Origin of the sequence: Neobacillus sp. PS2-9, from assembly GCF_030915525.1 — a bacterium.
In the GTDB taxonomy this organism is placed as follows: Bacteria; Bacillota; Bacilli; order Bacillales; family Cytobacillaceae; genus Neobacillus.
In genome coordinates this window covers 3,904,719-3,928,648 of record NZ_CP133269.1, presented here as the reverse complement: position 1 = coordinate 3,928,648, position 23,930 = coordinate 3,904,719, and the positions used below count along the sequence as shown (strand labels likewise).

At 37.1% G+C, this 23,930-nt stretch carries 28 protein-coding genes, 1 tRNA gene and 1 pseudogene; 18 read left to right on the top strand and 12 right to left on the bottom strand.

Going from position 1 to position 23,930, the window contains the following annotated elements; genetic code table 11:
* Positions 1-181: 181 nt before the first annotated feature.
* The 3 genes from RCG25_RS19725 to RCG25_RS19715 all read right to left on the bottom strand — a co-directional run bounded on the left by RCG25_RS19725 (position 182) and on the right by RCG25_RS19715 (position 2,138).
* Complete coding sequence (locus RCG25_RS19725; protein ID WP_374121008.1) at positions 182-1,072, bottom strand: ClpXP adapter SpxH family protein; 891 nt, start codon at positions 1,070-1,072, stop codon at positions 182-184.
* Positions 1,044-1,454, bottom strand: coding sequence for a globin domain-containing protein (locus RCG25_RS19720; RefSeq protein WP_308080523.1), 411 nt, complete (start codon positions 1,452-1,454; stop codon positions 1,044-1,046). Before RCG25_RS19720 ends, RCG25_RS19725 begins: the two co-directional genes overlap by 29 nt.
* Before the next feature lie 99 nt (positions 1,455-1,553).
* Complete coding sequence (locus RCG25_RS19715) at positions 1,554-2,138, bottom strand: CYTH domain-containing protein (RefSeq protein ID WP_308080522.1); 585 nt, start codon at positions 2,136-2,138, stop codon at positions 1,554-1,556.
* 118 nt (positions 2,139-2,256) lie between these two features.
* Between RCG25_RS19715 and RCG25_RS19710 the strand changes: the two genes are divergently transcribed.
* The 4 genes from RCG25_RS19710 to RCG25_RS19695 are packed head-to-tail and all read left to right on the top strand — an operon-like array spanning position 2,257 to position 5,032.
* Positions 2,257-2,616, top strand: a complete 360-nt coding sequence (locus RCG25_RS19710) for a UPF0738 family protein (protein ID WP_308080521.1) — start codon at positions 2,257-2,259, stop codon at positions 2,614-2,616.
* An 18-nt stretch (positions 2,617-2,634) separates the two neighbouring features.
* Positions 2,635-3,273: a GTP diphosphokinase gene (locus RCG25_RS19705; protein WP_308080520.1), complete on the top strand. Its 639-nt coding sequence runs from the start codon at positions 2,635-2,637 to the stop codon at positions 3,271-3,273.
* 46 nt (positions 3,274-3,319) lie between these two features.
* Positions 3,320-4,114 carry an NAD kinase gene (locus RCG25_RS19700; RefSeq protein ID WP_308080519.1) on the top strand — a complete coding sequence of 265 codons (795 nt, stop codon included), beginning with the start codon at positions 3,320-3,322 and terminating at the stop codon, positions 4,112-4,114.
* A 15-nt stretch (positions 4,115-4,129) separates the two neighbouring features.
* Positions 4,130-5,032 carry an RluA family pseudouridine synthase gene (locus RCG25_RS19695; RefSeq protein WP_308080518.1) on the top strand — a complete coding sequence of 301 codons (903 nt, stop codon included), beginning with the start codon at positions 4,130-4,132 and terminating at the stop codon, positions 5,030-5,032.
* 23 nt (positions 5,033-5,055) lie between these two features.
* Here the strand turns inward: RCG25_RS19695 and prpE are convergent, their stop codons facing one another.
* On the bottom strand, positions 5,056-5,796 hold the full coding sequence (gene prpE / locus RCG25_RS19690; RefSeq protein ID WP_308080517.1) for a bis(5'-nucleosyl)-tetraphosphatase PrpE: 741 nt from the start codon (positions 5,794-5,796) through the stop codon (positions 5,056-5,058).
* Between the two features lie 95 nt (positions 5,797-5,891).
* Between prpE and RCG25_RS19685 the strand changes: the two genes are divergently transcribed.
* The 3 genes from RCG25_RS19685 (at position 5,892) to RCG25_RS19675 (ending at position 9,277) form a co-directional block, all read left to right on the top strand.
* On the top strand, positions 5,892-7,751 hold the full coding sequence (locus RCG25_RS19685; RefSeq protein WP_308080516.1) for a monovalent cation:proton antiporter family protein: 1,860 nt from the start codon (positions 5,892-5,894) through the stop codon (positions 7,749-7,751).
* Between the two features lie 137 nt (positions 7,752-7,888).
* On the top strand, positions 7,889-8,659 hold the full coding sequence (gene fabI, locus RCG25_RS19680) for an enoyl-ACP reductase FabI (protein WP_308080515.1): 771 nt from the start codon (positions 7,889-7,891) through the stop codon (positions 8,657-8,659).
* Between the two features lie 120 nt (positions 8,660-8,779).
* The gene (locus RCG25_RS19675) at positions 8,780-9,277 is read left to right on the top strand and encodes a CotO family spore coat protein (protein WP_308080513.1); all 498 of its coding nucleotides are present in this window, start codon (positions 8,780-8,782) and stop codon (positions 9,275-9,277) included.
* A gap of 49 nt (positions 9,278-9,326) precedes the next feature.
* On the opposite strand, the gene RCG25_RS19670 is transcribed toward RCG25_RS19675, so the two are convergent.
* On the bottom strand, positions 9,327-9,836 hold the full coding sequence (locus RCG25_RS19670) for a CotY/CotZ family spore coat protein (protein ID WP_308080512.1): 510 nt from the start codon (positions 9,834-9,836) through the stop codon (positions 9,327-9,329).
* Positions 9,837-9,987: 151 nt separating this feature from the next.
* On the opposite strand from RCG25_RS19670, the gene RCG25_RS19665 reads away from it, so the two are divergent.
* The 7 genes from RCG25_RS19665 to RCG25_RS19635 all read left to right on the top strand — a co-directional run bounded on the left by RCG25_RS19665 (position 9,988) and on the right by RCG25_RS19635 (position 13,668).
* Positions 9,988-10,344, top strand: coding sequence for a DUF1360 domain-containing protein (locus RCG25_RS19665; RefSeq protein ID WP_308080511.1), 357 nt, complete (start codon positions 9,988-9,990; stop codon positions 10,342-10,344).
* A gap of 339 nt (positions 10,345-10,683) precedes the next feature.
* Entirely contained in the window at positions 10,684-11,151 is a 468-nt protein-coding gene (locus RCG25_RS19660; protein ID WP_308080510.1) for a sporulation protein, read from the top strand.
* Positions 11,152-11,166: 15 nt separating this feature from the next.
* On the top strand, positions 11,167-11,646 hold the full coding sequence (spoVAC, locus tag RCG25_RS19655; protein ID WP_308080509.1) for a stage V sporulation protein AC: 480 nt from the start codon (positions 11,167-11,169) through the stop codon (positions 11,644-11,646).
* Positions 11,647-12,672: a stage V sporulation protein AD gene (gene spoVAD / locus RCG25_RS19650; protein ID WP_308080508.1), complete on the top strand. Its 1,026-nt coding sequence runs from the start codon at positions 11,647-11,649 to the stop codon at positions 12,670-12,672.
* Between the two features lie 6 nt (positions 12,673-12,678).
* Positions 12,679-13,035 (top strand): stage V sporulation protein AE, encoded by a 357-nt coding sequence (spoVAE, locus tag RCG25_RS19645; RefSeq protein WP_308080507.1) that lies wholly within the window; start codon positions 12,679-12,681, stop codon positions 13,033-13,035.
* Between the two features lie 105 nt (positions 13,036-13,140).
* Positions 13,141-13,260: a YjcZ family sporulation protein gene (locus tag RCG25_RS19640; protein ID WP_308080505.1), complete on the top strand. Its 120-nt coding sequence runs from the start codon at positions 13,141-13,143 to the stop codon at positions 13,258-13,260.
* 153 nt (positions 13,261-13,413) lie between these two features.
* A complete protein-coding gene (locus tag RCG25_RS19635) occupies positions 13,414-13,668 on the top strand; it encodes a sporulation-specific transcription regulator SpoVIF (protein ID WP_308080504.1) in 255 nt (84 codons plus the stop codon).
* A 223-nt stretch (positions 13,669-13,891) separates the two neighbouring features.
* Here RCG25_RS19635 and RCG25_RS19630 read toward each other — a convergent pair whose 3' ends face one another.
* Positions 13,892-16,189 carry a UvrD-helicase domain-containing protein gene (locus RCG25_RS19630; RefSeq protein WP_308080503.1) on the bottom strand — a complete coding sequence of 766 codons (2,298 nt, stop codon included), beginning with the start codon at positions 16,187-16,189 and terminating at the stop codon, positions 13,892-13,894.
* A gap of 330 nt (positions 16,190-16,519) precedes the next feature.
* Here RCG25_RS19630 and RCG25_RS19625 point away from each other — a divergent pair.
* A protein-coding gene (locus RCG25_RS19625; protein ID WP_308080502.1) for an IS3 family transposase occupies positions 16,520-17,868 on the top strand; the annotation gives its coding sequence in 2 pieces (ribosomal slippage) (positions 16,520-16,979 and positions 16,979-17,868; 1,350 coding nt in all).
* 57 nt (positions 17,869-17,925) lie between these two features.
* Here the strand turns inward: RCG25_RS19625 and RCG25_RS19620 are convergent.
* From RCG25_RS19620 to RCG25_RS19605, 4 genes are all read right to left on the bottom strand, one after another.
* Positions 17,926-18,348: a GNAT family N-acetyltransferase gene (locus RCG25_RS19620; protein WP_308080501.1), complete on the bottom strand. Its 423-nt coding sequence runs from the start codon at positions 18,346-18,348 to the stop codon at positions 17,926-17,928.
* A gap of 5 nt (positions 18,349-18,353) precedes the next feature.
* Complete coding sequence (locus tag RCG25_RS19615; protein ID WP_308080500.1) at positions 18,354-18,866, bottom strand: YjcG family protein; 513 nt, start codon at positions 18,864-18,866, stop codon at positions 18,354-18,356.
* A gap of 131 nt (positions 18,867-18,997) precedes the next feature.
* A complete protein-coding gene (locus RCG25_RS19610) occupies positions 18,998-19,720 on the bottom strand; it encodes an alpha/beta hydrolase (protein WP_308080499.1) in 723 nt (240 codons plus the stop codon).
* 113 nt (positions 19,721-19,833) lie between these two features.
* Positions 19,834-20,058, bottom strand: a complete 225-nt coding sequence (locus RCG25_RS19605) for a hypothetical protein (RefSeq protein ID WP_308080498.1) — start codon at positions 20,056-20,058, stop codon at positions 19,834-19,836.
* Between the two features lie 156 nt (positions 20,059-20,214).
* Between RCG25_RS19605 and RCG25_RS19600 the strand changes: the two genes are divergently transcribed.
* Positions 20,215-20,287 (top strand) — tRNA-Val (locus RCG25_RS19600).
* Positions 20,288-20,393: 106 nt separating this feature from the next.
* On the opposite strand, the pseudogene RCG25_RS19595 reads toward RCG25_RS19600, so the two are convergent.
* A pseudogene (locus tag RCG25_RS19595) lies at positions 20,394-20,642 on the bottom strand (tyrosine-type recombinase/integrase); the annotation flags it as partial.
* A gap of 475 nt (positions 20,643-21,117) precedes the next feature.
* Between RCG25_RS19595 and RCG25_RS19590 the strand changes: the two are divergent.
* Together RCG25_RS19590 and RCG25_RS19585 are read left to right on the top strand one after the other, a co-directional pair.
* Entirely contained in the window at positions 21,118-21,390 is a 273-nt protein-coding gene (locus tag RCG25_RS19590; protein ID WP_308080497.1) for an RNA polymerase sigma factor, read from the top strand.
* A gap of 142 nt (positions 21,391-21,532) precedes the next feature.
* The gene (locus RCG25_RS19585) at positions 21,533-22,528 is read left to right on the top strand and encodes a LysM peptidoglycan-binding domain-containing protein (RefSeq protein ID WP_308080496.1); all 996 of its coding nucleotides are present in this window, start codon (positions 21,533-21,535) and stop codon (positions 22,526-22,528) included.
* 73 nt (positions 22,529-22,601) lie between these two features.
* Here the strand turns inward: RCG25_RS19585 and RCG25_RS19580 are convergent, their stop codons facing one another.
* Positions 22,602-23,573, bottom strand: coding sequence for an LCP family protein (locus RCG25_RS19580; protein WP_308080495.1), 972 nt, complete (start codon positions 23,571-23,573; stop codon positions 22,602-22,604).
* Positions 23,574-23,930: the final 357 nt, after the last annotated feature.

Sequence of the window (23,930 nt, the reverse complement as noted above, 5' to 3'; positions counted from 1 at the left end):
CATGGTATATTAAATGCGTGAAGTTGATCACTACAAACATATACCCCTTTGTTTGACCGTGAAAAATTTCTCCCATCCCCTTTGTTCGTATTATAGAAAAATGCCTTGCAGTCAGAATCTGCAAGGCATTTTTGTTTATACAAAAAAACAACAAGTGCTGGATGGTTAGCCTGCACCTGTCTTAGTCTTCAATATATCTCCAAAACGTTCCGTATTTAGCGGGAATTTGCTCAACAACCTGTTTAAGAAGCAATTTTTTCATTTCTCGTTCAATCTGTGAAATGGACATATTATAAACCACTGCAATTTCTTTAGATGCTACAAACTTAAAAAACTTCATAAATGTTTCTAATGGTGGTGGAGGGGATAATACAGGCTTCTCAGAAAGCATTTCCTCTAATATCTGCACATAGACCTCGTAAGGATATGTTCCTGTTATCTTAATACCTTCATCCTCAGCGTTTTCATTAAAGAAAACCAAAGTTGGAATTTCAGTGACATCCATTTCTGAAGTGATTTTAAGGTCACATTGAAAGGCCTTAGCAGCACTTTCGGAATGAATGTCACTTAGAAATTCTTCCACATCTAGGCCTGATGTCTTTGCACAATCCTTTAATACCTCTAAATTAGATATATTTTGTTTTTCTAAAAACAACATCTCCTGAATTCTTCGAAAAAAGCGTATTCCAGCTCGTCTTCCTTGTAACTCAGCTGCTTTTATGGCAATGGATACGGTAAATGGTGTATCGACCGGATTCTCCAACCATAGGGTGCCATCACACGACATGCCTGAACGGCTTGCAGTCTTTTCCCATAAATCTGCAATGGTTTCATAGTTCTTCTTTTTACTCAAATTTAAATCGGCCAACCGTCCACTTAATACATGCTTTATTGAAAAATATCGACCGTATTCAATTTTTAGTTTTTTTAGTATAGGTTCAATAGCCCAGCATTCGGGACATAACGGATCTATAAACATATAGATTTCGATTGGCTTTTTTTCAATTCCGCCACATCGTTGCTTGGAACTATTTGAATTTGAATTACTCACGATTTTCACCTGAAATCTCATCGCCGTCTGGCGTGTTTATCATGTGTTGAGCAGTAAGATAAAGCCTGGAGTAAAAATCATCTCTTATCGGACCATGTAATCCAACTTCGTCCATTGCTTTTGTCATACAAGCTAACCAAGCTTTAGCCCGTTTTGGTGTAACAGGGAAAGGCAAATGGCGTGCTCGCATCATTGGATGCCCATGTTCTTCTGTATAGAGAGCTGGTCCACCTAAATATTGAGTTAAAAATTGCTTTTGCTTTCTAGCAATTTCTGTGAATTCATTTGGGAAAATCGGTGCAAGATCAGGATGTTGTGCAACAAGGCCATAAAATGTGTCAATTAATTGGTGTAGTGTTCCTTCACCAATAGCCTCATATGGTGTTAGCTTTTTCTCATTCATGTTGACAACTCCTTTTTACCCTTTTGTATTTTTAATTTTATCAATGCCGTTTTCATAGCACAAATTTATTGCTTTAAAAAAAGGAATTTTAGATTCATACTACTCATTCATTTTATATTTTTGCATATAAAAACGACGAATTTTATTCTCCGTTTTCCGTTCTGGAATCTTTAAGAAAGACAAGAATTCCCGGAAAATAAGCTGACCTTCTTTGTAGTCTTCCACTTCATACTCTAATTCATAATCTTCTTTGTTTAGATATGAGCTATGATCAAGGACTAATAAGCCGTTCTTGTAAGGAATTTCTACTCTATTCGTTAACAGACTACCAAAATACTCAATTTTAGAAAAAGGTATTCCATTAGCTTCAATTAGTTGTTGAATAACCCCCGTTGGTAACTTTCCAGATTGAAGTGCCGTAGTTACTTCATCTTCTGTAAGGATTTGATTAGTTTCTAAAAGACCGATAGCGGCTGGTTGTTTTAAAGTCATCTCAAAATGATGCTTCTTTTTTCGGATTCTAAGTGCTGAGCCTGCTTCCTTTAAGGAAAAACTGGGAGTATCAAAGTAATGATTTTCCTGTGAAAAGATTTGTGTTTGAGCTATTTCGAGTTCATTTAAAAGTCTTTTATATTCTGATTCAGTGAGTAAATTTTTAAATTCAATCTCAATATTTTGTGACATAGCTGATTCCTTTCGATTAATCAATTAATTTTTATTAACTCTTCATCCTCGACTGCAATCCTTGGGAGAAATGAACGAATTATGCTAAAATAAGAGGGTGAAAAATGGAGGTCGAACAATGAAAAAAAGAATGACAATACTAAACGCAATCATAACAGAAGAAAAGCTAATATTGGAAACAAATGAGACCATTAATGGATTAGTGCCTTGTGAGCAAATTCTAGTGGACTCTGATCATTATTCTTTTATTTATTTAATGGAGCAACAAGAAGATTATACATACATTGTTTTACCAGAACAAATCTGGCCTTATTTAAAGCAAGCTCTAGAAGAAAAGATGCCGGCATGGATTTCCACAACTGAGCAACAAATAGAATTGATTAATTTTCATGAAGAATTAGATTATGTCATTAATAATATTAAAGGAAACAGTAACTATGGCAGCGAAATGGTTACGAAAGTAGAGAGCTTATTTTAGTTGATTGAGGGTGGAATCATGAAGCATTGGGACCTATTTTTAGCGCCATATAAACAAGCGGTGGCAGAGCTAAAAATAAAATTAAAGGGGATGAGAGGTCAATTTGATCTGGATTCTACTCATTCACCTATTGAATTTGTTACAGGAAGAGTTAAACCAATTGCGAGTATTTTAGATAAGGCCAACCAAAAAGGAATTCCGCTTGAACGTCTAGAAGAAGAAATGCAGGATATTGCGGGAATGCGCATTATGTGTCAGTTTGTCGATGATATTCATACGGTAGTTGATTTGTTAAGAAATAGGAATGACTTTGAAATTGTGGAAGAGAGGGATTATATCTCACATAAAAAAACAAGCGGTTATCGTTCCTATCATGTCGTAATTTGCTATCCTGTTCAAACGATTCATGGGGAAAAGAAAATTTTAGCTGAAATCCAAATCAGAACACTAGCAATGAACTTTTGGGCAACCATTGAACATACGTTAAACTATAAATATAAAGGGATTTTTCCAAGTGATATCATGATGAGACTGCAACGAGCAGCAGAAGCTGCTTTCCGATTGGACGAGGAAATGTCCTTAATTCGTGGGGAAATCCAAGAAGCACAGGCTTTTTTCTCAAGGAAAAAAGAATTAAAGCAGGAAGAAAAAAACTAATCCACAGATGCCTTTTGAATCCCATTCATACAAGGAGCAAAATAATATGAAATTTGCCATTACATCAAAAGGAGATCAAAAATCCAATATTTTGATGCACAAGATGAGAACGTATTTACTTGATTTTGATCTAACGTACGATGAAGACCAACCGGATATCGTTGTCTCCATTGGGGGCGACGGAACGCTGCTTTACGCTTTCCACCGTTATAGTAGTCGTCTTGATAAAACGGCATTTGTCGGAATTCATACAGGACATCTTGGTTTTTATGCAGATTGGATCCCTGATGAAATTGAAAAGCTGGTTATTGCCATCGCTAAAACTCCATATCAGGTAGTGGAATATCCGCTTCTTGAAGTAATTATTCGTTATACACACGCTGGTAAAGAATCAAGATATTTAGCTTTAAACGAATCTACAGTTAAAAGTGTCGAGGGAACACTTGTTATGGATGTAGAAATACGTGGACAGCATTTTGAACGGTTCCGTGGGGACGGTTTGTGTGTTTCTACCCCTTCTGGTAGCACGGCTTACAATAAGGCATTGGGGGGAGCCATCATTCATCCGTCTATCTCTGCTATTCAAGTGGCAGAAATGGCATCCATTAATAATAAGGTTTTTAGAACAGTTGGCTCGCCTTTAATCCTTCCAGCACACCATACCTGTATGCTAAAACCTGTCAATCGAACTGATTTTCAAATAACTGTTGATCATTTAACGCTTCTGCATAAGGATGTCAAATCCATTCAATTTAGAGTACCTGACGAAAAAATACGTTTTGCCCGCTTCCGGCCGTTTCCTTTCTGGAAAAGAGTGCATGACTCATTTATTTCTGATTAAGCCGGAGGGAGAATAATGGATTCTCGTTTTCAATTAAAGTGGTTCATTGATGATGACCATACTGGCATGCTCATTAAAGATTTTCTAAAAAAGGAAGAGGTTTCTCGAACTGCCTTAACTGACATAAAGTTTAAGGGCGGTAGTATTCAGGTAAATAGAGAAGAGGTAAATGTCCGTTATAAATTGAGAACGGGTGATGAGTTACGGCTCTTATTTCCTCTTGAAAGCCCAAGCGAAGGGGGTAAGGGAGAAGCAATTCCCTTGGACATTCTGTTTGAAGATGAGTTTTTACTGGTTGTGAATAAGCCGTCAGGGATGAATACAATCCCATCTAGAGAGCACCCCGTGGGGAGTCTTGCCAATGCATTGGTAGGCTATTATCAGCAGATAGGGCTTCAGGCTACATCGCATATAGTCACTCGTCTGGATAGAGATACTTCCGGAATGGTTTTAGTAGCTAAACATCGACATGTTCATCATCTTTTTAGCATGATGCAGCAGAAGGGTTTAGTGAAGCGGACCTATGAAGCACTTACAGGTGGTGTTGTGTTGTCTGAGGGCGGAACGATTAAGGTACCTATTGGACGAAAAGAAGATAGTATTATTGAAAGAGAGGTCCGTGATGACGGACAATACGCCTGTACACATTTTCAGGTAATTAAGAGGTATCCAACTTTTACACATGTTAAATTAAACTTGGAAACTGGACGGACCCATCAAATTAGGGTGCATATGTCCTTTATTGGTCATCCATTACTTGGCGATGATTTATATGGAGGAGATACCTCATTACTTAGTAGGCAGGCTCTTCATTGCAAAGGAATCCAGTTTAAGCACCCTATCCTGGGAACGGAAATGTCATTTTTAGCACCACTTCCACCGGATATCTATGCAATTATGAAGGAGGCTGACATGTAGAGGTCAGCCTCCTTCATTTTTCCTTAATCAAATTGTTTAAATTTTTCTTCAATGTATGGCATAGTAGAAGGAACAGAAACAAGTTCCATTTCAGGATACCTTATTGCAGTTAGTTTTCCACCAAACACAGCCCCGGTATCGATATTATATGTATTGTTGATTACACGCGGCTCTTTAACGGGAGTATGTCCGTACACAATACAAGGATCGCCATGATACTTTTTTGCCCAATCCCTTCTGACTGGTGAGCCATCAGGATGCTTTTCACCCGAAATATCACCATAGAGGACGAATTCTTTTACTTTTGAATGGGTTTGTCCGATAAATTCTTGTTTAATTCCTGCGTGAGCGATTACAAGTTTTTGTTTGTCTAATACTAAGTAAAGAGGCGCCTTTTCATACAATTCCATAAATTTTTTACGAATGGACTCTTGCTCTTTCTTATATAATGATTCATATTCTGCAACAGTAGTTTCAAGGCCGTGTGCGATTTGAACTTTATTCCCTAGAAAGAAACGGTACAATTTATTGCAATGGTTTCCAGGTGTATAGAAGGCTTTACTCTGTTTAATGACGAGCTGCCAAACAATTTCAATTACTTTTAATGATTCAGGTCCTCGGTCCGTTAAATCACCAACAAACCCAAGTACTCTTCCTTTTGGATGAATAGGAATCCCATTGTCCCAATTGTATCCTAGTTCTAAGGTAAGATCTTTAAATTCATGGAAGCATCCATGAATATCACCAATAATATCTATTTTCATAAGAAACACCCCTTTATGCTTATTTTTTGTGAAATTGTTCATTTTTATAAAAAAAGAATCCTTATCCTTAAAAGGATTCGAGAGGAGGAACAAGAATGGAACAGCATGTTTCAGTAATTTCTTTGCTCATTGTTGTCACCATGGCATTTTTAACACCCATTTTCCTACATCGCTTTAAAATGAATTTTATTCCTGTAGTTGTAGCTGAAATTATTGTGGGATTGATTATTGGAAAAAGCGGTTTTAATGTGGTTCATGAAGATATGTGGCTTTCTACACTCTCTACTCTCGGATTTATTTTCCTTATGTTTTTAAGTGGACTGGAAATTGATTTTACTGCTTTCACGGGAAGTAAAAAACGGGACCGGCTTCCAAACGGTAAAATGGAACCCAATACATTTGTCGTGGCAACGGTTATTTTTGCTGGTATATTTATCTTTTCACTCGGCTTATCGTATTTGTTTGTAATGGCTGGCTTTATTGATAATGCCTTCTTAATGACCCTAATCATTTCAACCATTTCCCTAGGAGTTGTCGTACCAACCCTCAAAGAAGCACATCTCATGAAAACAGTCATTGGCCAAATCATTTTACTAGTAGCAGTTATTGCCGATTTGGTGACGATGATCTTACTAGCTATTTTTGTCTCACTTTATGAAGCAGGGCACGGGAACACATGGCTTCTTTTAATTTTATTTGCGGCAGGAGTCATTCTATATTTCGTAGGTAAAAGATTTAAAAATCGCTCCATCATTGAGAGCTTATCTACAGGGACCGTTCAGATTGGTACTAGAGCTGTGTTTACCCTTATTATCGTCTTAGTTGGATTATCGGAAACAGTGGGAGCCGAAAATATCCTTGGGGCATTTCTCGCTGGTGTACTCGTCTCGTTGCTATCGCCAAACCAGGAGTTGGTACATAAACTGGATTCCTTTGGCTATGGATTTTTGATTCCAATCTTTTTTGTTATGGTTGGTGTAAATCTTGATGTTTGGTCACTTTTTAGTGAGAAAAAGCTTTTGTTATTAATTCCCCTTCTTTTAATCGGACTCTTGTTATCAAAGCTTATTCCAGTCTACTTTTTAAAAATTTGGTATGATACAAAAACGGTTTTTGCATCTGGTTTTCTACTCACATCGACCCTGTCGCTTGTCATCGCTGCATCAACAATTGGAGAAAGGATTGGAGTTATTACGGAACAAATGAAAGGGACATTGATCCTGGTGGCCGTGATTACGTCCATTTTTACGCCCATTGTATTTAAAAAGCTGTTTCCAAAAGAAGTGGCCGGGGGTAAAAAAGTCAGCGTATCTTTCCTTGGGGCGAACCAGGTTACTCTGCCTGTATCTCGGGAATTAAAATCTGGCCTTTATGACCCTGTATTGTATCATACGAAAATGGATAAATCAGACAAACAAATTGCTGATTCACTATTTGAAATTGTAGAGCTTCCTGATTATTCAATGAAAACGATTGAAAACACGAAGGTGTATCAATCAGAGATTGTTGTTATTTCGACAGGAGATGAGGAGCTAAACTCTACTCTTTCCATTGCAGCTAAAGAAAAGGGCGTTCCAAGGGTTATAGCACGCATTGAAAGTCCTGATTTAGAGCAAAACTTAAGAGAGCATGATATTGAGGTATTCTCAGCATTTATGTCATCAAAAGCTTTGCTACGGGCTATGATTGAGTCACCAACTTTAATTAACATTTTAACAAACCAAGAAGCGGGATTATACGAAATTGTTATGATGAATACTCATTTTGATGGTATGCTTCTAAGAAGATTCCCGTTTACGGGTGATATTATTTTTGTACGGATTTTCAGAGGGAAGGATTCAATTGTTCCACATGGTGATACGGAACTACAGATGCATGATCGCTTAATCGTTACTGGTACCAAGGAATATGTAGATGAGTTAAAAAGGGAACTTGAATTCTGTGAAACATGTTAATTAAGAAAGCGGAAGCCTATGTGCTGGAGCTAGACAATGCTCGAAGTAGGATTCTATACTTTTCATTTGTGACAATTTAGTGTAAACTTAGTACCAAGTACTAATAACTCGTAATTATTGTAGGAGGAATTTTCAATATGAATCTTTCATTAGCTGGAAAAACATATGTGGTAATGGGTGTTGCCAATAAACGCAGTATTGCATGGGGAATTGCCCGCTCCCTCCACAATGCAGGCGCAAGATTAATTTTTACGTATGCGGGAGAAAGATTAGAAAGTAGTGTTCGTGAATTAGCGAACTCTTTAGAATCAGAAGGGACACTTGTACTTCCTTGTGACGTAACAAAAGATGAAGACGTGGCAAAATGTTTTGCTGAAATAAAGGAAGCGGTTGGCACTATTCAAGGTGTTGCCCACTGTATCGCTTTTGCTAACAAAGAAGAGCTTCAAGGTGAATATATGAATACAACAAGAGAGGGCTTCTTACTTGCTCACAATATTAGTGCTTATTCATTAACAGCTGTTGCCAAAGAGGCAAGAGGATTAATGGCAGAAGGCGGTAGCATTGTAACCTTGACGTACCTTGGCGGCGAAAGAGCTATACCAAACTATAATGTAATGGGTGTAGCAAAAGCTTCATTGGATGCAAGTGTCCGTTACTTAGCAGCAGACCTTGGAAAAGAAAACATTCGTGTCAATTCAATATCAGCTGGTCCAATTCGTACACTTTCTGCTAAGGGTGTAAGTGATTTTAACTCGATCTTAAAAGAAATCGAAGAAAAAGCACCATTACGCAGACCAACAACTCCTGAAGAAGTTGGAGATACAGCTCTATTCCTATTTAGTGACCTGGCTAGAGGAATAACTGGGGAAAACATTCACGTTGATTCTGGATTCCATATTCTATAATATAAGAAGCCCGCTGCCAAAGCGGGCTTTTTATATGGGGATTTACCTATTTAGCATGAACGCGTGTAGGCTTTTCGCATACATATAAAGTGTAGAATTACGCGATAGGAGGTACTGTACATGTCAACTAAGAAGAATCAAGGACCGCTTTTATATGTTAATCAGCCATTTTCTAGAACTCCTTCTAATACAAACATGCAAGAAATTTATATTAGTAAAGGGGACCAAGAGGACCTAGAGGAAGAGAAACTGGTTGAAACAGAAAGTAAGATGAAAATATCTCTTGCTAAAAAAGAAATCGTGCAAGAAGCTGAAACAAAAAAAGAAGCCACACTTCCATCCTCAGACAACCTTCACCAGCAAGAACCAAAATCATCTTTTAAAAGGGTAAAACCCTTTAAAGATTTGAATATTAAAGAACGATTGGATTATTTAATTAATTTTCCTAAAGTATTACCGCCAGTTCCTTGTGTCTTTTATACAAAAGAAGAGAATTATACCGGTTACTTAACTGCCTATGATGACGGTCAGATTACCATTCAATTTCATGACCAATCAACGATAGATATTCCTTTAGTGGAGTTAAAGGACATTATTATGATTGGTATAAAAAGATAATAAAAAAGCCAGCCGATAAACGACTGGCTAATATACATTTTTTGATTTCTTAGTTACAGATACCTAGGTTAACGTCTGCGATACATTGTACTGCACAGAAGCAGCTTAAATCAACTGTAATACAGTCGTTGCTTGCACGGAAGCGTTCAACCTGGCAAACCTTTGTAAGGTCAATACAGCATTTATCTCCGCCAGAAACTAAGTTTACTGGACAGAAGTTTCCGCCATCACGTTTGCCTGGTACTAAAACACGAAGTGTTGCACAGCAGTTATCGAATACGTCTTCTACTCGGAAGTAGATGGACACACAAGCATTACTTTCGTTGCTAAAGAACGCATGGAATGGTGAACCGTCTGCTGTACTTAACACAAATACACGAGTATCAACCGGATCTCTCCTAGATGGTGATACTAGCGTACCTAGTGGTTCAGTAAAACAGCTGGTACATTCAGCACACTCTTCTTCTACAGCATTATCTTGGATGTCTTTAATGGCACGAACTACTTGGCAAACACAGTTTGCACTGTCATTGTCATGATGATTTCTTCCACAACCCATTTATTTTTTCCTCCTTATTCGTGATATGTCTTACACTACTAACATATTTAACAGAGCGGTTTTGGGTTACGGACAATAGCCTGTTTTAGCTAAATTAGGCGTATAATGAGGAATTTCCGCAGGGTTTTCGAAAAGGAAAGGGTGAATAACCATGAAAATAACGTTTCTCAGCTTCTTAGTCTTATCCTTGGCTAGCTTTCGGTTAACACGATTACTTGTATTCGATAAGATAACTGAATTTATTCGTCAACCCTTTTTTGATGAAATAAGTGAGAAGAATGAGGACGGGGAGATAGAGGTTTATTATATTACGAAAAGAACAGGGATAAAGAAATTTATGGGTGAACTATTAAGTTGTTATTGGTGTACTGGCATTTGGGCAGCAGCATTCATAATAGGATTCAATTATTTTTACCCTGTTGTATCGGAACCTATTACTCTTATATTGGCGATAGCCGGGTTGGCTTCCATTTTAGAACTATTTGTTCAGCAATTTATCAGAAATTAATTGTTTCGCTGAGACAAGACATAGTTGTCGTTCATATTCTATCTTAGTAGAAATTTTTTCGACAAAAGGAGAGAGGTAGATGGATACGAATAAGAAAAATACACAATCAACACAAACCACACAAACAATTCAATCTTATAAACCGTCCAATAAGATTAAGAAAAAAGGCTGCGGATGTGGAAAGAAAACTTCAAAGTGATTGAAAAACTGCTAGTTAATCTGGCAGTTTTTTTTATTTTACTCAAAGGGTTATTAGTAAAAATAAAGATGATGTTGTCATAATTTTGGGCTTTGTCGAAAAAACTAATAATAAATAATGGAATAAGGAAGGGGAATCAAATGATCACTTTTTATCGATTTATATTATTCGCCTGTCTAATTTTACTTTCCGCTTGTAGGAATAATGAGCCGGTCAAGGATAGCCAGTTAGCTCTCATGAAAACAACTAATCCTAAGCCGGTTATTATTTCTAATAAGAAGCATAGTGACCGAGTGGAAGAAATTAAAAAGGATGTTAGTTCTCATCCAGAGCTTTACGATGTTGCTGTGGTCAAGGGTAAGAAAGATACTTTAGTTGTTTATAAAGTTAAACATTTACATCGTTTTCGAATGAAAGCGATAGAAAAAAATGTAAATAAGATGCTGGAGGAAAAATACCCAAAAGAAAACTTTACAGTTTCAAGCGATTATAAGGTATTTTTAGAAGCTGTGAGACTAAAGGAACATATTAAATCATCTGATTTCTCTGACCAGAAAGCTGAAAAACGCTTTAATGAAATTGTAAAAATGACAGAAGATATGAAGTAAGAAGGGGAGAATACGATGCCGAGTAACAAACAAAAAAACACCACACTTCAGCAGCGAAACTATCAACAACTACAGCAAAAACATGAAATAAAGAGACCGGTCTTAAAGAATTGTATAAAAGCTTTTTTTGTAGGTGGGCTCATTTGTGTAATTGGTCAAGCTGTTAGTTATTTTTATATTTACTTTTTTAATTTTACTGAACAGAGCGTTGGAAACCCAACAGTCGCAACTATGGTCTTTTTTTCAATGCTATTAACTGGGTTTGGCGTTTACGATCGATTAGGTCAATTTGCAGGAGCAGGGAGTGCTGTGCCGGTAACTGGTTTTGGTAATGCAGTCATCTCGGCTGCCATTGAGCACCGGACAGAAGGGTTTGTTCTTGGAGTTGGTGGAAATATGTTTAAATTGGCTGGATCGGTCATTCTCTTCGGAGTTTTTTCCGCTTTTGTAGTTGCATTAATTAAAACGCTACTTGTGATGTGGGGGGTTTTGTAATTGTTAAAAGGGCATCAATCATGGGTGTTCGCAAACCGCCCAATGATCACAGCAACTGGCGTAACGGGTGGACCATTTGAAGCAAATGGAAAATTGGCCAATGATTTTGATTTATTGTATGAAGACTTATGGATGGGAAAAGAGTCCTATGAAAAGGCCCATAGATTATTACTTGAAGAAGCAATTAAGGTTGCCTTGGATAAAGGAAAAGTTCAAAAAGAACAAATCCAATTTTTATTTGCAGGAGATTTGATCAATCAAATCACACCGACGAGTTTTGCGGCACGGACGATGCAGATTCCATACTTTGGTCTGTTTGGCGCTTGCTCGACTTCCATGGAAGGCTTAGCGCTGTCTTCTTTCGTGGTGAACTACCAGGGAGCTAAATACGTCCTTACAGGTGCATCAAGCCATAACGCAGCAGTAGAGAAACAGTTTCGGTATCCAACTGAATATGGTGGTCAAAAACCTCCTACCGCGCAATGGACCATTACGGGTGCAGGAGTAGCACTTGTGCAGCCTAATGAACCTGATCGTTTCGAACCTGTGACAACTGCAGCAACCATCGGAAAAGTGATTGATATGGGCTTAACCGATCCATTTAACATGGGTGGGGCAATGGCGCCAGCTGCGGCAGATACCATCATGGCTCATTTTCGTGACTTAGAGTTGGACCCATCCTATTATGATTTAATTGTTACCGGCGACCTTGGAAGAATCGGACATGATACTGCCTTTGAATTATTAAACAAAAGCGGCCTTAAATTGGAGCGAAGACAATTCCAAGATTGTGGTTTATTGATTTACAAGGAAGACCAACCTGCACAATCAGGGGGAAGCGGTGCAGGATGCTCAGCAACCGTTTTATATGGTCACTTATTAAATCAAATGAAAAAAGGGCAATATAGAAGAATTTTAGTTGTTGCAACAGGGGCTTTATTGTCACCGTTAAGTTTCCAGCAGAATGAATCAATCCCGTGTATTGCACACGCTGTGGCAATAGAAATGAATGGAGAGATGGGGTGAGCCTTTGTGTTAGCGATGTTTTTCTGGGCCTTTGTAGTGGGTGGAATAATCTGCGTCATTGGACAACTATTATTTGATGTAGCTAAACTGACTCCAGGTCATACTTTAAGCTTGCTCGTTGTTGCCGGTGCAGTTCTGGATGGTTTCGGGTTGTATGAGCCATTGGTCGACTTCGCCGGGGCAGGGGCAACCATTCCAATTACCAGTTTTGGTAATGCCCTCGTCCATGGAGCCTTACAGGATGCCAAGGCACATGGAATTATTGGAGTATTAACGGGGATGTTCCAAGTGACAAGCTCTGGAATTTCGGCTGCCATTATTTTTGGATTTATCGGCGCACTTATTTTTAAGCCAAAAGGGTAAAAACACAATTTTACCTGTTTTTCTTGTTTAGTCTGTCATGCCTATACACTTTTTTATGTACTTTCATATGTTATTAGTGAGATTACAAAAGTGAGGTGACAGTCTATGTGGTGTGGATATGGCGGCGGCTACGGCTACGGCGGTGGATACGGCGGCGGTTCAACTTTTGTTCTAATCGTCGTATTGTTCATCCTTTTAATCATTGTTGGTGCAAGCTTCTATTAAGAAATATGGAGCTTAAACTGAAGGAAAGGGTTGGCCCATTAATATGGCCGACCCTTTCTTAACACTTGTTTCTTTTTAGCTTTTCCCATTTTATTCACCATTTTAACACTCCTTCATACAATAAAGTAGTTTATGAAGGAGTGTGAATTTTCGATGGATAATGGTTTCTTTAAAAATATAGAAAACAAAACGGGCGTAAATATGAAGGATATTTTCGACCTTGCTAATTCTCTGCAAAATGCGAATTTTAAAGATGAAAAAACTGTCCGTAATGTGATTAGAAGAGTTTCCCAAATTGCCAATAAACCGGTAAGTAAGGATATGGAAGATCAAATTGTAAAATCAATTGTGAATGATGGTAAGCAGCTTGACTTCAATACAATCACCAAAATGATGAATAAAAAATAGGCTGTGTTAAAGAAGTTTGTTGATTTTTATTCCCTGTTGATTGGAACGGAAGACGCGAAGACTCCTGTGGGAGTATGGTTCAGGGGAGACCCCGCAGGCGCAAGCGCCGAGGAGGCTCGCCGAAACACCCACGGAAAGCGAAGCGTCTGGAGTGGAAATCAACAGGCAAGGTTAACAGAGCCAAAAAATACAAAGAGAAGAGAGGCTGAACACATCAAAATGGTCAGCCTCTCTTCTTTTTGTTAAGGGGTGTTAAAAAACGCGATGGGTACGCTTTTTTCCCTCTTCTATGCTGGGGAACGGAAATAAACAGCTGATTCTGTGCACGGGTCATGGCCACATAAAATAATCTTCGTTCTTCCTCTAAAGCAGTGAAATCCCCGTTTCTATATGTTTCAAGCGCGTAATCATGCGGGAGACTGCCATCGACAGCACCAAGCATATAGACAGTTTGATACTCCAGACCTTTCGCCCGGTGAATAGTGCTTAGGCTAATGGCATCGGTAAAATGTTTACTTAAGTTTTTAATTTCCTTATTCATGGCCGACATATGCTCTGCATGTACTAATAATGCTTCAATGGTTTCGAAGCTTCTTGCCGCCACTTTCAGGTCCTTTAGGTCATCTGATCCTTTTTCCAGCTTACTCGATTCATTTCCACGTTTCTTAAGAAAATCAAGAAAACCAATATCCTTTTCAATCTGTTCAAGAGCCTTAATCGGAGACAAGTGTTTTAACCCGCGAATGAGTGTCACTGCTTTTTTTAATTTCTTTTCTTGAAAAGCATGTGTTGTTTTCAAGTGTGAAAGAGACTCAAGAAAACTACAGTCTTTTAGGATGCTTTGTGCTTTTATTTCTTTAAGTACAGACTGTTTTAAAAACAGAAAAGGTAAGATGTCAGCAATTGCTTGGGGGTCATCTTCATTTAAACTCACTCTTAGAAAGGAAAGGGTGCTTCTTACTATATAGCGGTCGTAAAAAGAGTCTGCGTCCAAATCAATTTTAAATGGAAGGTTTGAGTTCGCTAATCGTTCAAACACAGCTCTAGAGCCAGCATTGGTGCGATAAAGAATCGCAAATTCGGAAGGGTTCGCTCCTGCTGCAATTTTCTCTTGAATGTCTGTAACAATCATGGTTGCTTCTTCTTCTTCATCATAGGGGAAAAATAACTTTGGCAGTATTCCCGCTGAGAATTGAGCCTTCATTTTCTTCGTTCTTCTTAATTTATTGGCTGAAATCATTTGATTGGCTGCCGAAACAATCTCATGAGAGGATCGATAATTTTGGTCTAGTGTTACCAATTTTGCATAGGGAAAGTCTTTCTCAAACTCCAGTAAATAGCTAGGGTCACTGCCTCTGAAGCTATAAATTGCCTGATCATCATCACCCACTGCGCAGACGTTTTTGTTTTTTCCTGATAAAAGCTTAACTAGCTCGTATTGCACTTTATTAATATCCTGAAACTCATCAATTAAAAAATAGTGAAAACGATCTTGATATTGTTGAAGAAGTGCTGGAGATGTTTTGAGAAGCTGATAACAGCCGATAAGCATGTCATCAAAGTCAAATAAACCTTCTCTTTGTTTGAACTCTTCATATTTTGTATATAAAAAGACAACTTTCTCTTCCCACTCTGTTGAAGGTGTAACTTCGTGAGGCAGGAGTAGGGAGTTTTTCCAAAGTCCAATTTGCTGAAGAGCCAGGTCATAGGCAAATTCTTTCTCCGATAAATCAAGCTCTTTACCTGCTTCCTTCAGGATTTTGTCCCGCTGCCATTCTTTTTTCAATAGTTTATTAGCCGACCAATTCACTGAATCATGAAACATTAGAATACGGTAAAAGATGCTGTGAAAAGTTCCTGTAACCAGTAAGTTAATCTTCTCGCGGTTTATTTCTGGATAAGAGAGCAAACGATGCTTCATTTCCGCAGCTGCTTTTGATGTGAAGGTAACAAGCATAATCGATCGGGGATCCGTTTGTTCTACTTCCATCATATAAGCTGTCCTGGCAGTTAACACCCGAGTTTTCCCACTGCCGGCACCAGCTAGGACTAGCAAAGAGCCTTCCGTTTCCATAACAGCCGCCGCCTGGCTATCATCCAGGACCACACCTTGGCTTTCGAGTTGCTGAAGGTAAGAAGGGCGCTGATTTTTTTGTATGGCATCTGCTGGTTTAAATGGTATCTGATACTCTATTTGTTTTGCAGACTTGAAAAGTTCAACATCTTTGGGGGCTTCTGTAATAGTTCTGCCTTGCGGTATTTTAAAGCCGTTCCGTTCAATATAGGTTGGTGTGTCATCTAATTGGGTTACTGGAGAACTTGGTTCCAAACAAGCTTTTTTAGGAGCATGTGCATGAAAAAAATGTGGATGATCTTGAATCCCTAAAAACAGTTGCACCTTTTCCTTGCAAGCAGGACAAAGGAGCTCTCCATTTTTACCAGCAAGGAATATCTTTTGATATTGTTCCCTGGTTAGTTGCTCAAGTTCAATGGTTTGATTTTGGTAGATAGCAGTTTTCATATAGTAAAACCTCAATTTCAATAAATACGACTGTTCTATCATAACAAAACCTGATAGGGACGGAAAGTGTTTCATATATTAACCATTCATAAAGAAAAGCGGAAGCGCCTTGGTCAGCCCCGACAGGCAAATGTTCTTCTGCAATAAAAGTTGCTCTCTTTGACTTTTCTTGCAGAAGGTTATTTGACCCGAGGGGCTAGGCGTTGGAGCTGGACAATTCTCGAAGTCGAATTTTATACTTTCTTATTTATGTAAAAAAACCACTTGCCGTTTTTGAACTGCACCCGAATTGTTAGACACACAGCTAACAATTGGAGGTGCAGTTTTTATATGTCTAAATTTACTATTGAGGAAAAACTAGAAGCAGTTATTCGATATCACCAGGGATCGGAAGGGGTAAAATTTATAGCTAAATCCATAGGAGTACATCATACTGTCTTACTAAATTGGATAAAACAATATGAACACCACGGTGAAGATGCCTTTAAAAATCCCTATACATCCTACACAACAGAGTTTAAACTAGACGTACTAAATTATATAAAAGAGACAGGGACGTCTATAAGGGAAACTGCTGCAATTTTTAATATTGCAACACATAGCACCATTCAAAAATGGTTAAAAGGTTTCGAATCAAATGGAATAGATGCCCTAAAAACAACACAAAAGGGGCGTTCACCTATGAAAAAGGAAACAAACAAACCTCAACCAGTGGAAGGATCTGACGAAGCACTAAGAGCTGAAAATGAGCGTTTACGTATGGAGATTGCTTACTTAAAAAAGTTACAAGCCTTAATTCAAGAAAAGGAAAAATTACAGAACAGGACAAAGCGCAAATAATCTATGAATTAAGGCATGAATTTAAAGTAATCGATCTAGTAAAGGTCGCTGGTATGGCGCGTAGTACGTATTACTATTGGGTTAAACAAATGGATCGTCCAGATAAGTATAAGGAGGTCAAAGAATTGATTCAGGAGATCTTTGATGAACATCAAGGACGTTATGGATATCGTCGAATCACATTAGAATTGCGTAAACGGGACTTAAAAATTAATCATAAAACAGTCCGACACTTGATGAATGAAATGGGGATAAAATGTCTTGTACGCATGAAAAAATATCGTTCTTATCGTGGAAATGTAGGGAAAATTGCCCCTAATATTTTGGAGCGCAATTTTAAAGCGTCAAAGCCAAATGAGAAGTGGGTAACAGATGTAACAGAATTCCATTTACACGGAGAAAAGCTATATTTATCCCCCGTTTTAGATTTATACAACGGAGAAATCATCGCTTATAACATAGAAAAACGTCCTGTTTATCTACTTGTTTCAAAAATGTTGGACAAAGCTTTTGAGCGTTTAGCAGAGGGAGACGCCCCCATTCTCCATTCTGACCAAGGTTGGCACTATCAAATGAAGCATTACCAACATGCATTAAAAGAACATGGTATTACTCAAAGTATGTCACGTAAGGGGAATTGTTTAGATAATGCGGTCATGGAGAATTTCTTTGGCCTATTAAAGTCTGAACTACTCTATTTAAAAGATTTTGAAAGTATGGAGCATTTTAAAGTAGAATTAGAGAAATATATTTATTACTATAATCACAAACGAATTAAGGTAAAACTAGAGGGCATGAGTCCAGTCCAATACCGAACTCATGCCCAAGTAGCTGCCTAAATTTATTTGTCCAACTTTTCGGGTTCAGATCATTTTCTTTGGCAAGTGGTTCGTATGTTACATTTCTTTCATCATTGTTTTATGAGGAATGCCTGCATCCAGGAATTCTTCAGAGACAACTTCATATCCAAGACGAGCATAAAAGGGGATGGCTTGTGTTTGGGCATTAAGTTTTAACTTATGAAGCCCTTGTTCACGAGCATGCTCCTCAATACCATTCATGATGGCATTTCCAGCACCCGTCTTTCTTGCTTCCTTTAATACACAAATTCGTTCTACTTTTCCATATCCATCAACTACACGGAATCGACCTGCACCTATTGAAGAACCATCGTTATACAGGACAAAATGAACAGCCTCATCTTCGAATTGATCGATTTCCTCTTCAAGAGGAACGTGTTGTTCTTCAACAAATACAGTCTTTCGAATTGAAAATGCATCTTCTAGTTCTTTTTGATTTTCAACCACTTTAAGCTTCACTTTACCTATTCCTTTCCAAGACGAAATGTTTCATATACGGTCCAAGAACCATTTTCTAATTGATAGAGAAGGTGGAATCGGTCAATGGTTTCTTCGTGATTAATTTTTGTCATTCGGAGTGAACCAAAGACATCGGAGTGTTCGTCATTAGAGAGTTTTTGACCAATCGTAATATGTGGGACAAAGGCATACTCTAATGGTGAGTCGCTAAAAGTTTGATTGATTTCGGAATGCAGATTTATTAGTTCTTCTGTCGGATCAACTTTAAAATAAATCACGTTATTTACAGGTTGAAAAGAGCTGATCTTTGAAGTTTTTAAAGAAAATGGATGGGTATTTTGAGCGATTTGCAGTAACTTATTTGCTACATCCTTTGCATTCTCTTCAGTTGCTTCAAAGGCATTTTTTAATGTTAAGTGTGGAGGAATAAGTGAATAGTGTGGATCATAACGTTTACGGTAAGAATTCACTAAATCTTGAAGCTTTTTTGATGGAAAAATGACAACTCCAAATTTCATACGTATATACCTCCGTTTTTAAAAAATTATTTTAATAGAAAAATAATACTCATAACAGCCTTCTTACTATTATAGCAAATTTTCTAACTTTATTAAATAATAGAAAATACTCAAACTTTTGTTAATATGTGTTAGAAGAACATTTTCAGTGCTCGTCTTAAATCTGGCTGCCAATAGGTCCACGTATGATCACCATTAAATTCTTCATAAAAGTATGTAAATGGTTTATCTGAAATGATTTTTGATAGTTCCCTATTAGGGCGTAAAAAGTTCTTAACTTGTCCATCTGTCGTTGGTACTTCCGTTTCATGGGTTCCGATTACGTGATAAATCTCTAGCAGCTGAGTATCTTTAAAATCTTCCACTAATCCTAAGACCTTTTGATTCACATAGGGTGATTGCAAAAGCACCTTTCCAAATGTATGTGGATATTGAATCGCTGTCATTAAAGAGACGGTGGCCCCTAGAGAATCACCAATAAGTGCTCGGGTTGTACCCATTTGATAGGTTGGAAACTCCGTATCAAGAAATTGCACTAATTCATGTGCTAGGAAGCGTATATATTGCTCATTTTGATCACCATTTGGATGATATTTTCTGCGGCGATCGGCAACATCTTTATAGGGTACCCCAACAATAATTAAATTTTCAATTTCTCTGTTATAAAGAAACTCATCTGCTAATCGGCCAATTCTGCCAAGTTGAAAATAATCCCGGCCATCCTGGGCAATCAGCAGAGAGTATTTATAGAGTGGTGAGAAGTTTGCTGGAAGGTAAACGAGAAGTAGTATTTCCTCTCCCAGCTCTTTACTGTGAAAGGTAAGTTCTTTAATCGTGCCTTTTGGAAATTCCATGTGATAAAACCCCCATATTCAGTAGATACATTAGAATTTTACCATAACTCGACTGGAAATGCTTTCACAACGGGGAATAGAGGGATTGGTTTGCTGTTAAGTGGTCAGAGGAATTAATGAAGATATCGCTTTTTCGATTGAGATTCGGGCAAAAGGGATAGGATATTTTCACGTTTAAAGGTGCGCATCTGTTTCCGAAGCAAACAGTACCCACGGATATAGTCGTCATTTATTTCCTTCACAATTAGTTTTCGTTGTGAAATTTCTTGGTTATCGGCAAGGTAAATCATTTCCAAAGGCATGTTTTCTTCAATTGAACGAATAAAAAGCCCATCCATGTAAATCACTCCTTTCTTTTATACTATTATTATAACCGAACATTAGTTCTTTATTCAACTAAAACAAGAACTAACGTTCCTGTTTTTGGGGTTATATATTGGAAATTAAATATTGACTTTTGCTACAATATTACTATAATTAGATATGTAGCTTACGATCTGTTAGCTCAGTTGGGAGAGCGCAACCTTGACAGGGTTGAGGTCGGGGGTTCGAACCCCTCACAGGTCATACATTTTGAGAGGCTAAAAGCTTTGTTTAATCAAGGTTTTTAGCCTTTTTGTTTTGCCTAGAATGTCGTAAGTGATGCTAAGAATTTCTCTATGCTAACAATTTGCTAACAATCAATATTTAAAAAGTTTTCAAAAGAGATTGCAACGTTTGTATCCATAGCAGGAATACAGTGAGCATAGAAATTAAGCTTTGTGGATACCCGGTTATGTCCTAAGCGGTCGGCGACCACTTTAATGTTTTCTCCATTTGTTAACATCAAGTTCGCATGTGTATGCTTTATTCCATGAAAGGATATCTTTTTTACCCCTGCTTCTTTTGATAATCGTTCCATTTGTCTTAGTAGATTTCTTGGATCCTTTCTCCCGCCTAATTCAACTGTACAACTAAGTCCTCATCTTTAAAAATTAAGCCCAATCGTTTCTTTAAATATCCGGTGTTCTTTATGTGCTAATACTCGTTAATGACAATTGGTGAAATAGATATTTGTCTTCTCGAACTTTTAGTCTTAACTTCCTTAAGAATTAAACCATTATCTGTTCAGGCAAGGGATCTACGAATATTAATCACGTGGGTTTTATAATAATATCCTCTCATTTATTCCTAGTACACCACCTCTCCATAAACCTGTATATATAGCGATAACTAAGGCTATATAAATTGATTCACTTCTGATACATATTAAGAATTGGCTTACTTCATCTTTTGTCCATGTATCAAATCTTTAGTTGCACTCTATAATAAAAATTTTAAGTTGAAACAACTTTTTGCATTGACATGCGTCTTTCATTTGTAACAAAAGGATACGTATCTAAAGGAGCTCTAAAGGTATGAAGAATTCTAATCAGGAACAAGCACTTATTCAATTGATCACAGAAAATAAGGAGAATATTTATCGGTTAGCTTTTAGTTATGTGAAAAATAAAGAGGATGCATTAGATGTCGTTCAGGAATCTATTCAAAAGGCTATCTTAAAAATAGACAGTCTAAAGGATCAACAAAAACTAAAAAGTTGGTTTTATAGGATTGTTGTGAATAAATCCTTAGATTTTTTAAGAAAACATAGAAGAGTCAATGTGATGGATGATGCAACTCTTGAGTAAAACAGAGAAAGCGACTATACAAAAAATAAATTACCGAAGAATAATCTCATTACTGTACAACAAACTATGAATAATAAAAATTAAATAATAACTGTTTATAAACGCTGCCAAAAACAGATTTTATTTGAAAGGGGTAAGAACAATGAGAATAAATTTGATGGTTGTATTTATCTTGTTTTTAAATATGTTTATCAACATAGTTCCTCTTCAAGCAGCTGGAAAATATCCTAGCAATATCTATGTCGTAAAATTAGGTGATACTTTACCAGGAATTGCAACTAAATATGAAACAACAGTTGAAGAGCTAAAAGTAACAAACGGATTGCAATCCAATTCATTATTTGCTGGTGAGAAATTATTGGTTCCAATTTTATATGAAGTTGTAGCAGGGGATACACTTAAGGACATTGCAATTGCCTATAATGCTTCAGTCGATATAATAAAAGAAGTAAATCGACTATCATCAGAACAAATAAATACAGGGCAGATATTAAAAATTCCTCCTAAAAGACTTGCAATGCAAGGACAGTATATTCTTTTTACAAAGGAGGAATTCGGGGAGTGGTTATTCCACCATCAATTTTCCCGGAAAATAACTTTAATCCAAGAACATCACACATGGGCACCTTCCTACAAGCATTTTTATGGCAACAATCATTTTAACATGTTGAAAGGGATGGAAACGTATCATGTGAGAAAAAAGGGTTGGAAGAATATTGCCCAAAATATCACGACGTTTCCTGATGGGAAATTAGCTGTTTCTAGACCGTTTGACATGGCCCCTGAAGGCTCAATTGGTTTTAAGGCCAATTCTACAGGAATTGCGATTGAAAATGTTGGAAACTTTGATATTGGTCATGATGTCATGACAAAGGAACAAAAAGAAACCATCGTTTATATTACAGCTTTGCTTTGTTTAAGATTCGGGTTAACCCCATCCATTGATAGTATCACTTATCATCATTGGTGGAATTACGGGACACAGGCAAGGGTGTTAGATAACAGCAAACCATTTCAGGTTAAAACATGCCCTGGAACTGGTTTTTTTGGCGGAAATACTACGATAAGTGCAAAGACTTATTTTTACCCACTAGTGATACGCAAAATGAAAGAAATTTCTGTTACACACAGATTTTAGCTTCAATCAACATTCTAATCAATGATAGTTTGAATGGCGCGTGAAAAGAGAGAAACTAAAAGTTGTTTCTCTCTTACTTTTGGCGTTTTTCTTTTGTTACAGGGGTGGGTTTATCGCCCAAGAACTCTTTCATCGCTTCTTTATTTTTGGCAAAATCGATTTGTAGCACTTGTCCAGAATGAGGATACTGCATATTAGAATATCCTGTTGGAACAGGAATACGTATGGTTTCGACATCTTTAACTTGGTTAAACAATACATTGCCGCAAAGAGAGACAAATGTTTTAAAGTCCATATCTGTATCAATATAATGAATCATTTCTTCTCCTATTGTTGGCAATTTCATAACACCGTTTACAGAACTTAATTGTTCCGTAAATTCATTTTTCAACGAGGCAAGGACTTCCTGTTGTCTTTGGACTCGGCCAAAATCGCTTAATTTATCATGACGGAATCGAACATATGATAATAATTCTTTACCATGTAGTCTTTGTACACCAGGTTTTATATTAAGTCTCATGTCCTCGATTATTTTTTGATCAACATTTACTTCGATGCCTTTTGGAGCAACCATATCAATCACCTTAATGAATCCTATAAAGTCAATTGTGATAAAATGTTTCACATCAATATCAAAATTATTTTTAATGGTTTGTCGTAATAATTCAGGACCGCCTAAGTAATAAGCGTTATTGATTTTATTATAATGTCGGTTTTCACTTGGAATTTCGACGTATGAATCACGCATAATGGTCACAATTTTGCCCATTTTAATATGAGGATCATATTGAGCGACCATAATAGCATCCGAACGGGATTTTTTTTCTCCACGGGAATCAATACCGATTATTAGGACATTAATTTTTCCATTTGCATCTTTTTGTCCATTAAAGGGTTTCTTCGTTTTCTTTTTACTTGCTTCTTCCATTTTACTTAATAATACTGCAATATTTTTTTCTTTTTGTTTAGTATCTACTCCATGTTGAAAGCTGCAAGAGGGTAATATTAATAAGCAAATTAGAGAGATAATGATTTTTATTTTCAAATAGTATCACATCCTTTTATGAAAAATATAATGGATTTTCCTTTTCATATGTAGTGTAAATATTTTTTGAAAATTGAATGTGATATATACAAGGAAATTTTGAAATGCTTTAAGGTCTCATTTGCTGAGTCTCAAGAATTGATTGTTTACTTATGATTTTGAAAGGTGTACTTAAACGGGATGAAGAGTTTCAAAATCTGTCCTTATTGCATTTTTGTTCATTTTTAATCTCCCTTTTCTTAGGTACAGAAGCATGTTACTACAACCTATAGGGGGGGGGTTATTGGTGCCAATTTTGGTGACCTTCAATATATTAGGTATAAACTTATAAATGTTTAAATTAACAAAAGCTTGATA

What these genes read in the sequence shown, in the direction of transcription:
- RCG25_RS19685 (WP_308080516.1), top strand. Translation starts at nt 5,892, where the DNA reads ATGGAACAGCATGTTTCAGTAATTTCTTTGCTCATTGTTGTCACCATG.
- RCG25_RS19675 (WP_308080513.1), top strand. Translation starts at nt 8,780, where the DNA reads ATGTCAACTAAGAAGAATCAAGGACCGCTTTTATATGTTAATCAGCCA.
- RCG25_RS19720 (WP_308080523.1), bottom strand. Translation starts at nt 1,454, where the DNA reads ATGAATGAGAAAAAGCTAACACCATATGAGGCTATTGGTGAAGGAACA.
- RCG25_RS19660 (WP_308080510.1), top strand. Translation starts at nt 10,684, where the DNA reads ATGATCACTTTTTATCGATTTATATTATTCGCCTGTCTAATTTTACTT.
- RCG25_RS19615 (WP_308080500.1), bottom strand. Translation starts at nt 18,866, where the DNA reads ATGAAATTTGGAGTTGTCATTTTTCCATCAAAAAAGCTTCAAGATTTA.
- RCG25_RS19725 (WP_374121008.1), bottom strand. Translation starts at nt 1,072, where the DNA reads ATGAGATTTCAGGTGAAAATCGTGAGTAATTCAAATTCAAATAGTTCC.
- RCG25_RS19605 (WP_308080498.1), bottom strand. Translation starts at nt 20,058, where the DNA reads ATGGATGGGCTTTTTATTCGTTCAATTGAAGAAAACATGCCTTTGGAA.
- prpE (WP_308080517.1), bottom strand. Translation starts at nt 5,796, where the DNA reads ATGAAAATAGATATTATTGGTGATATTCATGGATGCTTCCATGAATTT.
- fabI (WP_308080515.1), top strand. Translation starts at nt 7,889, where the DNA reads ATGAATCTTTCATTAGCTGGAAAAACATATGTGGTAATGGGTGTTGCC.
- RCG25_RS19665 (WP_308080511.1), top strand. Translation starts at nt 9,988, where the DNA reads ATGAAAATAACGTTTCTCAGCTTCTTAGTCTTATCCTTGGCTAGCTTT.
- RCG25_RS19635 (WP_308080504.1), top strand. Translation starts at nt 13,414, where the DNA reads ATGGATAATGGTTTCTTTAAAAATATAGAAAACAAAACGGGCGTAAAT.
- RCG25_RS19715 (WP_308080522.1), bottom strand. Translation starts at nt 2,138, where the DNA reads ATGTCACAAAATATTGAGATTGAATTTAAAAATTTACTCACTGAATCA.
- RCG25_RS19705 (WP_308080520.1), top strand. Translation starts at nt 2,635, where the DNA reads ATGAAGCATTGGGACCTATTTTTAGCGCCATATAAACAAGCGGTGGCA.
- RCG25_RS19700 (WP_308080519.1), top strand. Translation starts at nt 3,320, where the DNA reads ATGAAATTTGCCATTACATCAAAAGGAGATCAAAAATCCAATATTTTG.
- RCG25_RS19710 (WP_308080521.1), top strand. Translation starts at nt 2,257, where the DNA reads ATGAAAAAAAGAATGACAATACTAAACGCAATCATAACAGAAGAAAAG.
- RCG25_RS19640 (WP_308080505.1), top strand. Translation starts at nt 13,141, where the DNA reads ATGTGGTGTGGATATGGCGGCGGCTACGGCTACGGCGGTGGATACGGC.
- RCG25_RS19590 (WP_308080497.1), top strand. Translation starts at nt 21,118, where the DNA reads ATGAAGAATTCTAATCAGGAACAAGCACTTATTCAATTGATCACAGAA.
- RCG25_RS19585 (WP_308080496.1), top strand. Translation starts at nt 21,533, where the DNA reads ATGAGAATAAATTTGATGGTTGTATTTATCTTGTTTTTAAATATGTTT.
- RCG25_RS19670 (WP_308080512.1), bottom strand. Translation starts at nt 9,836, where the DNA reads ATGGGTTGTGGAAGAAATCATCATGACAATGACAGTGCAAACTGTGTT.
- RCG25_RS19695 (WP_308080518.1), top strand. Translation starts at nt 4,130, where the DNA reads ATGGATTCTCGTTTTCAATTAAAGTGGTTCATTGATGATGACCATACT.
- RCG25_RS19630 (WP_308080503.1), bottom strand. Translation starts at nt 16,189, where the DNA reads ATGAAAACTGCTATCTACCAAAATCAAACCATTGAACTTGAGCAACTA.
- RCG25_RS19610 (WP_308080499.1), bottom strand. Translation starts at nt 19,720, where the DNA reads ATGGAATTTCCAAAAGGCACGATTAAAGAACTTACCTTTCACAGTAAA.
- spoVAC (WP_308080509.1), top strand. Translation starts at nt 11,167, where the DNA reads ATGCCGAGTAACAAACAAAAAAACACCACACTTCAGCAGCGAAACTAT.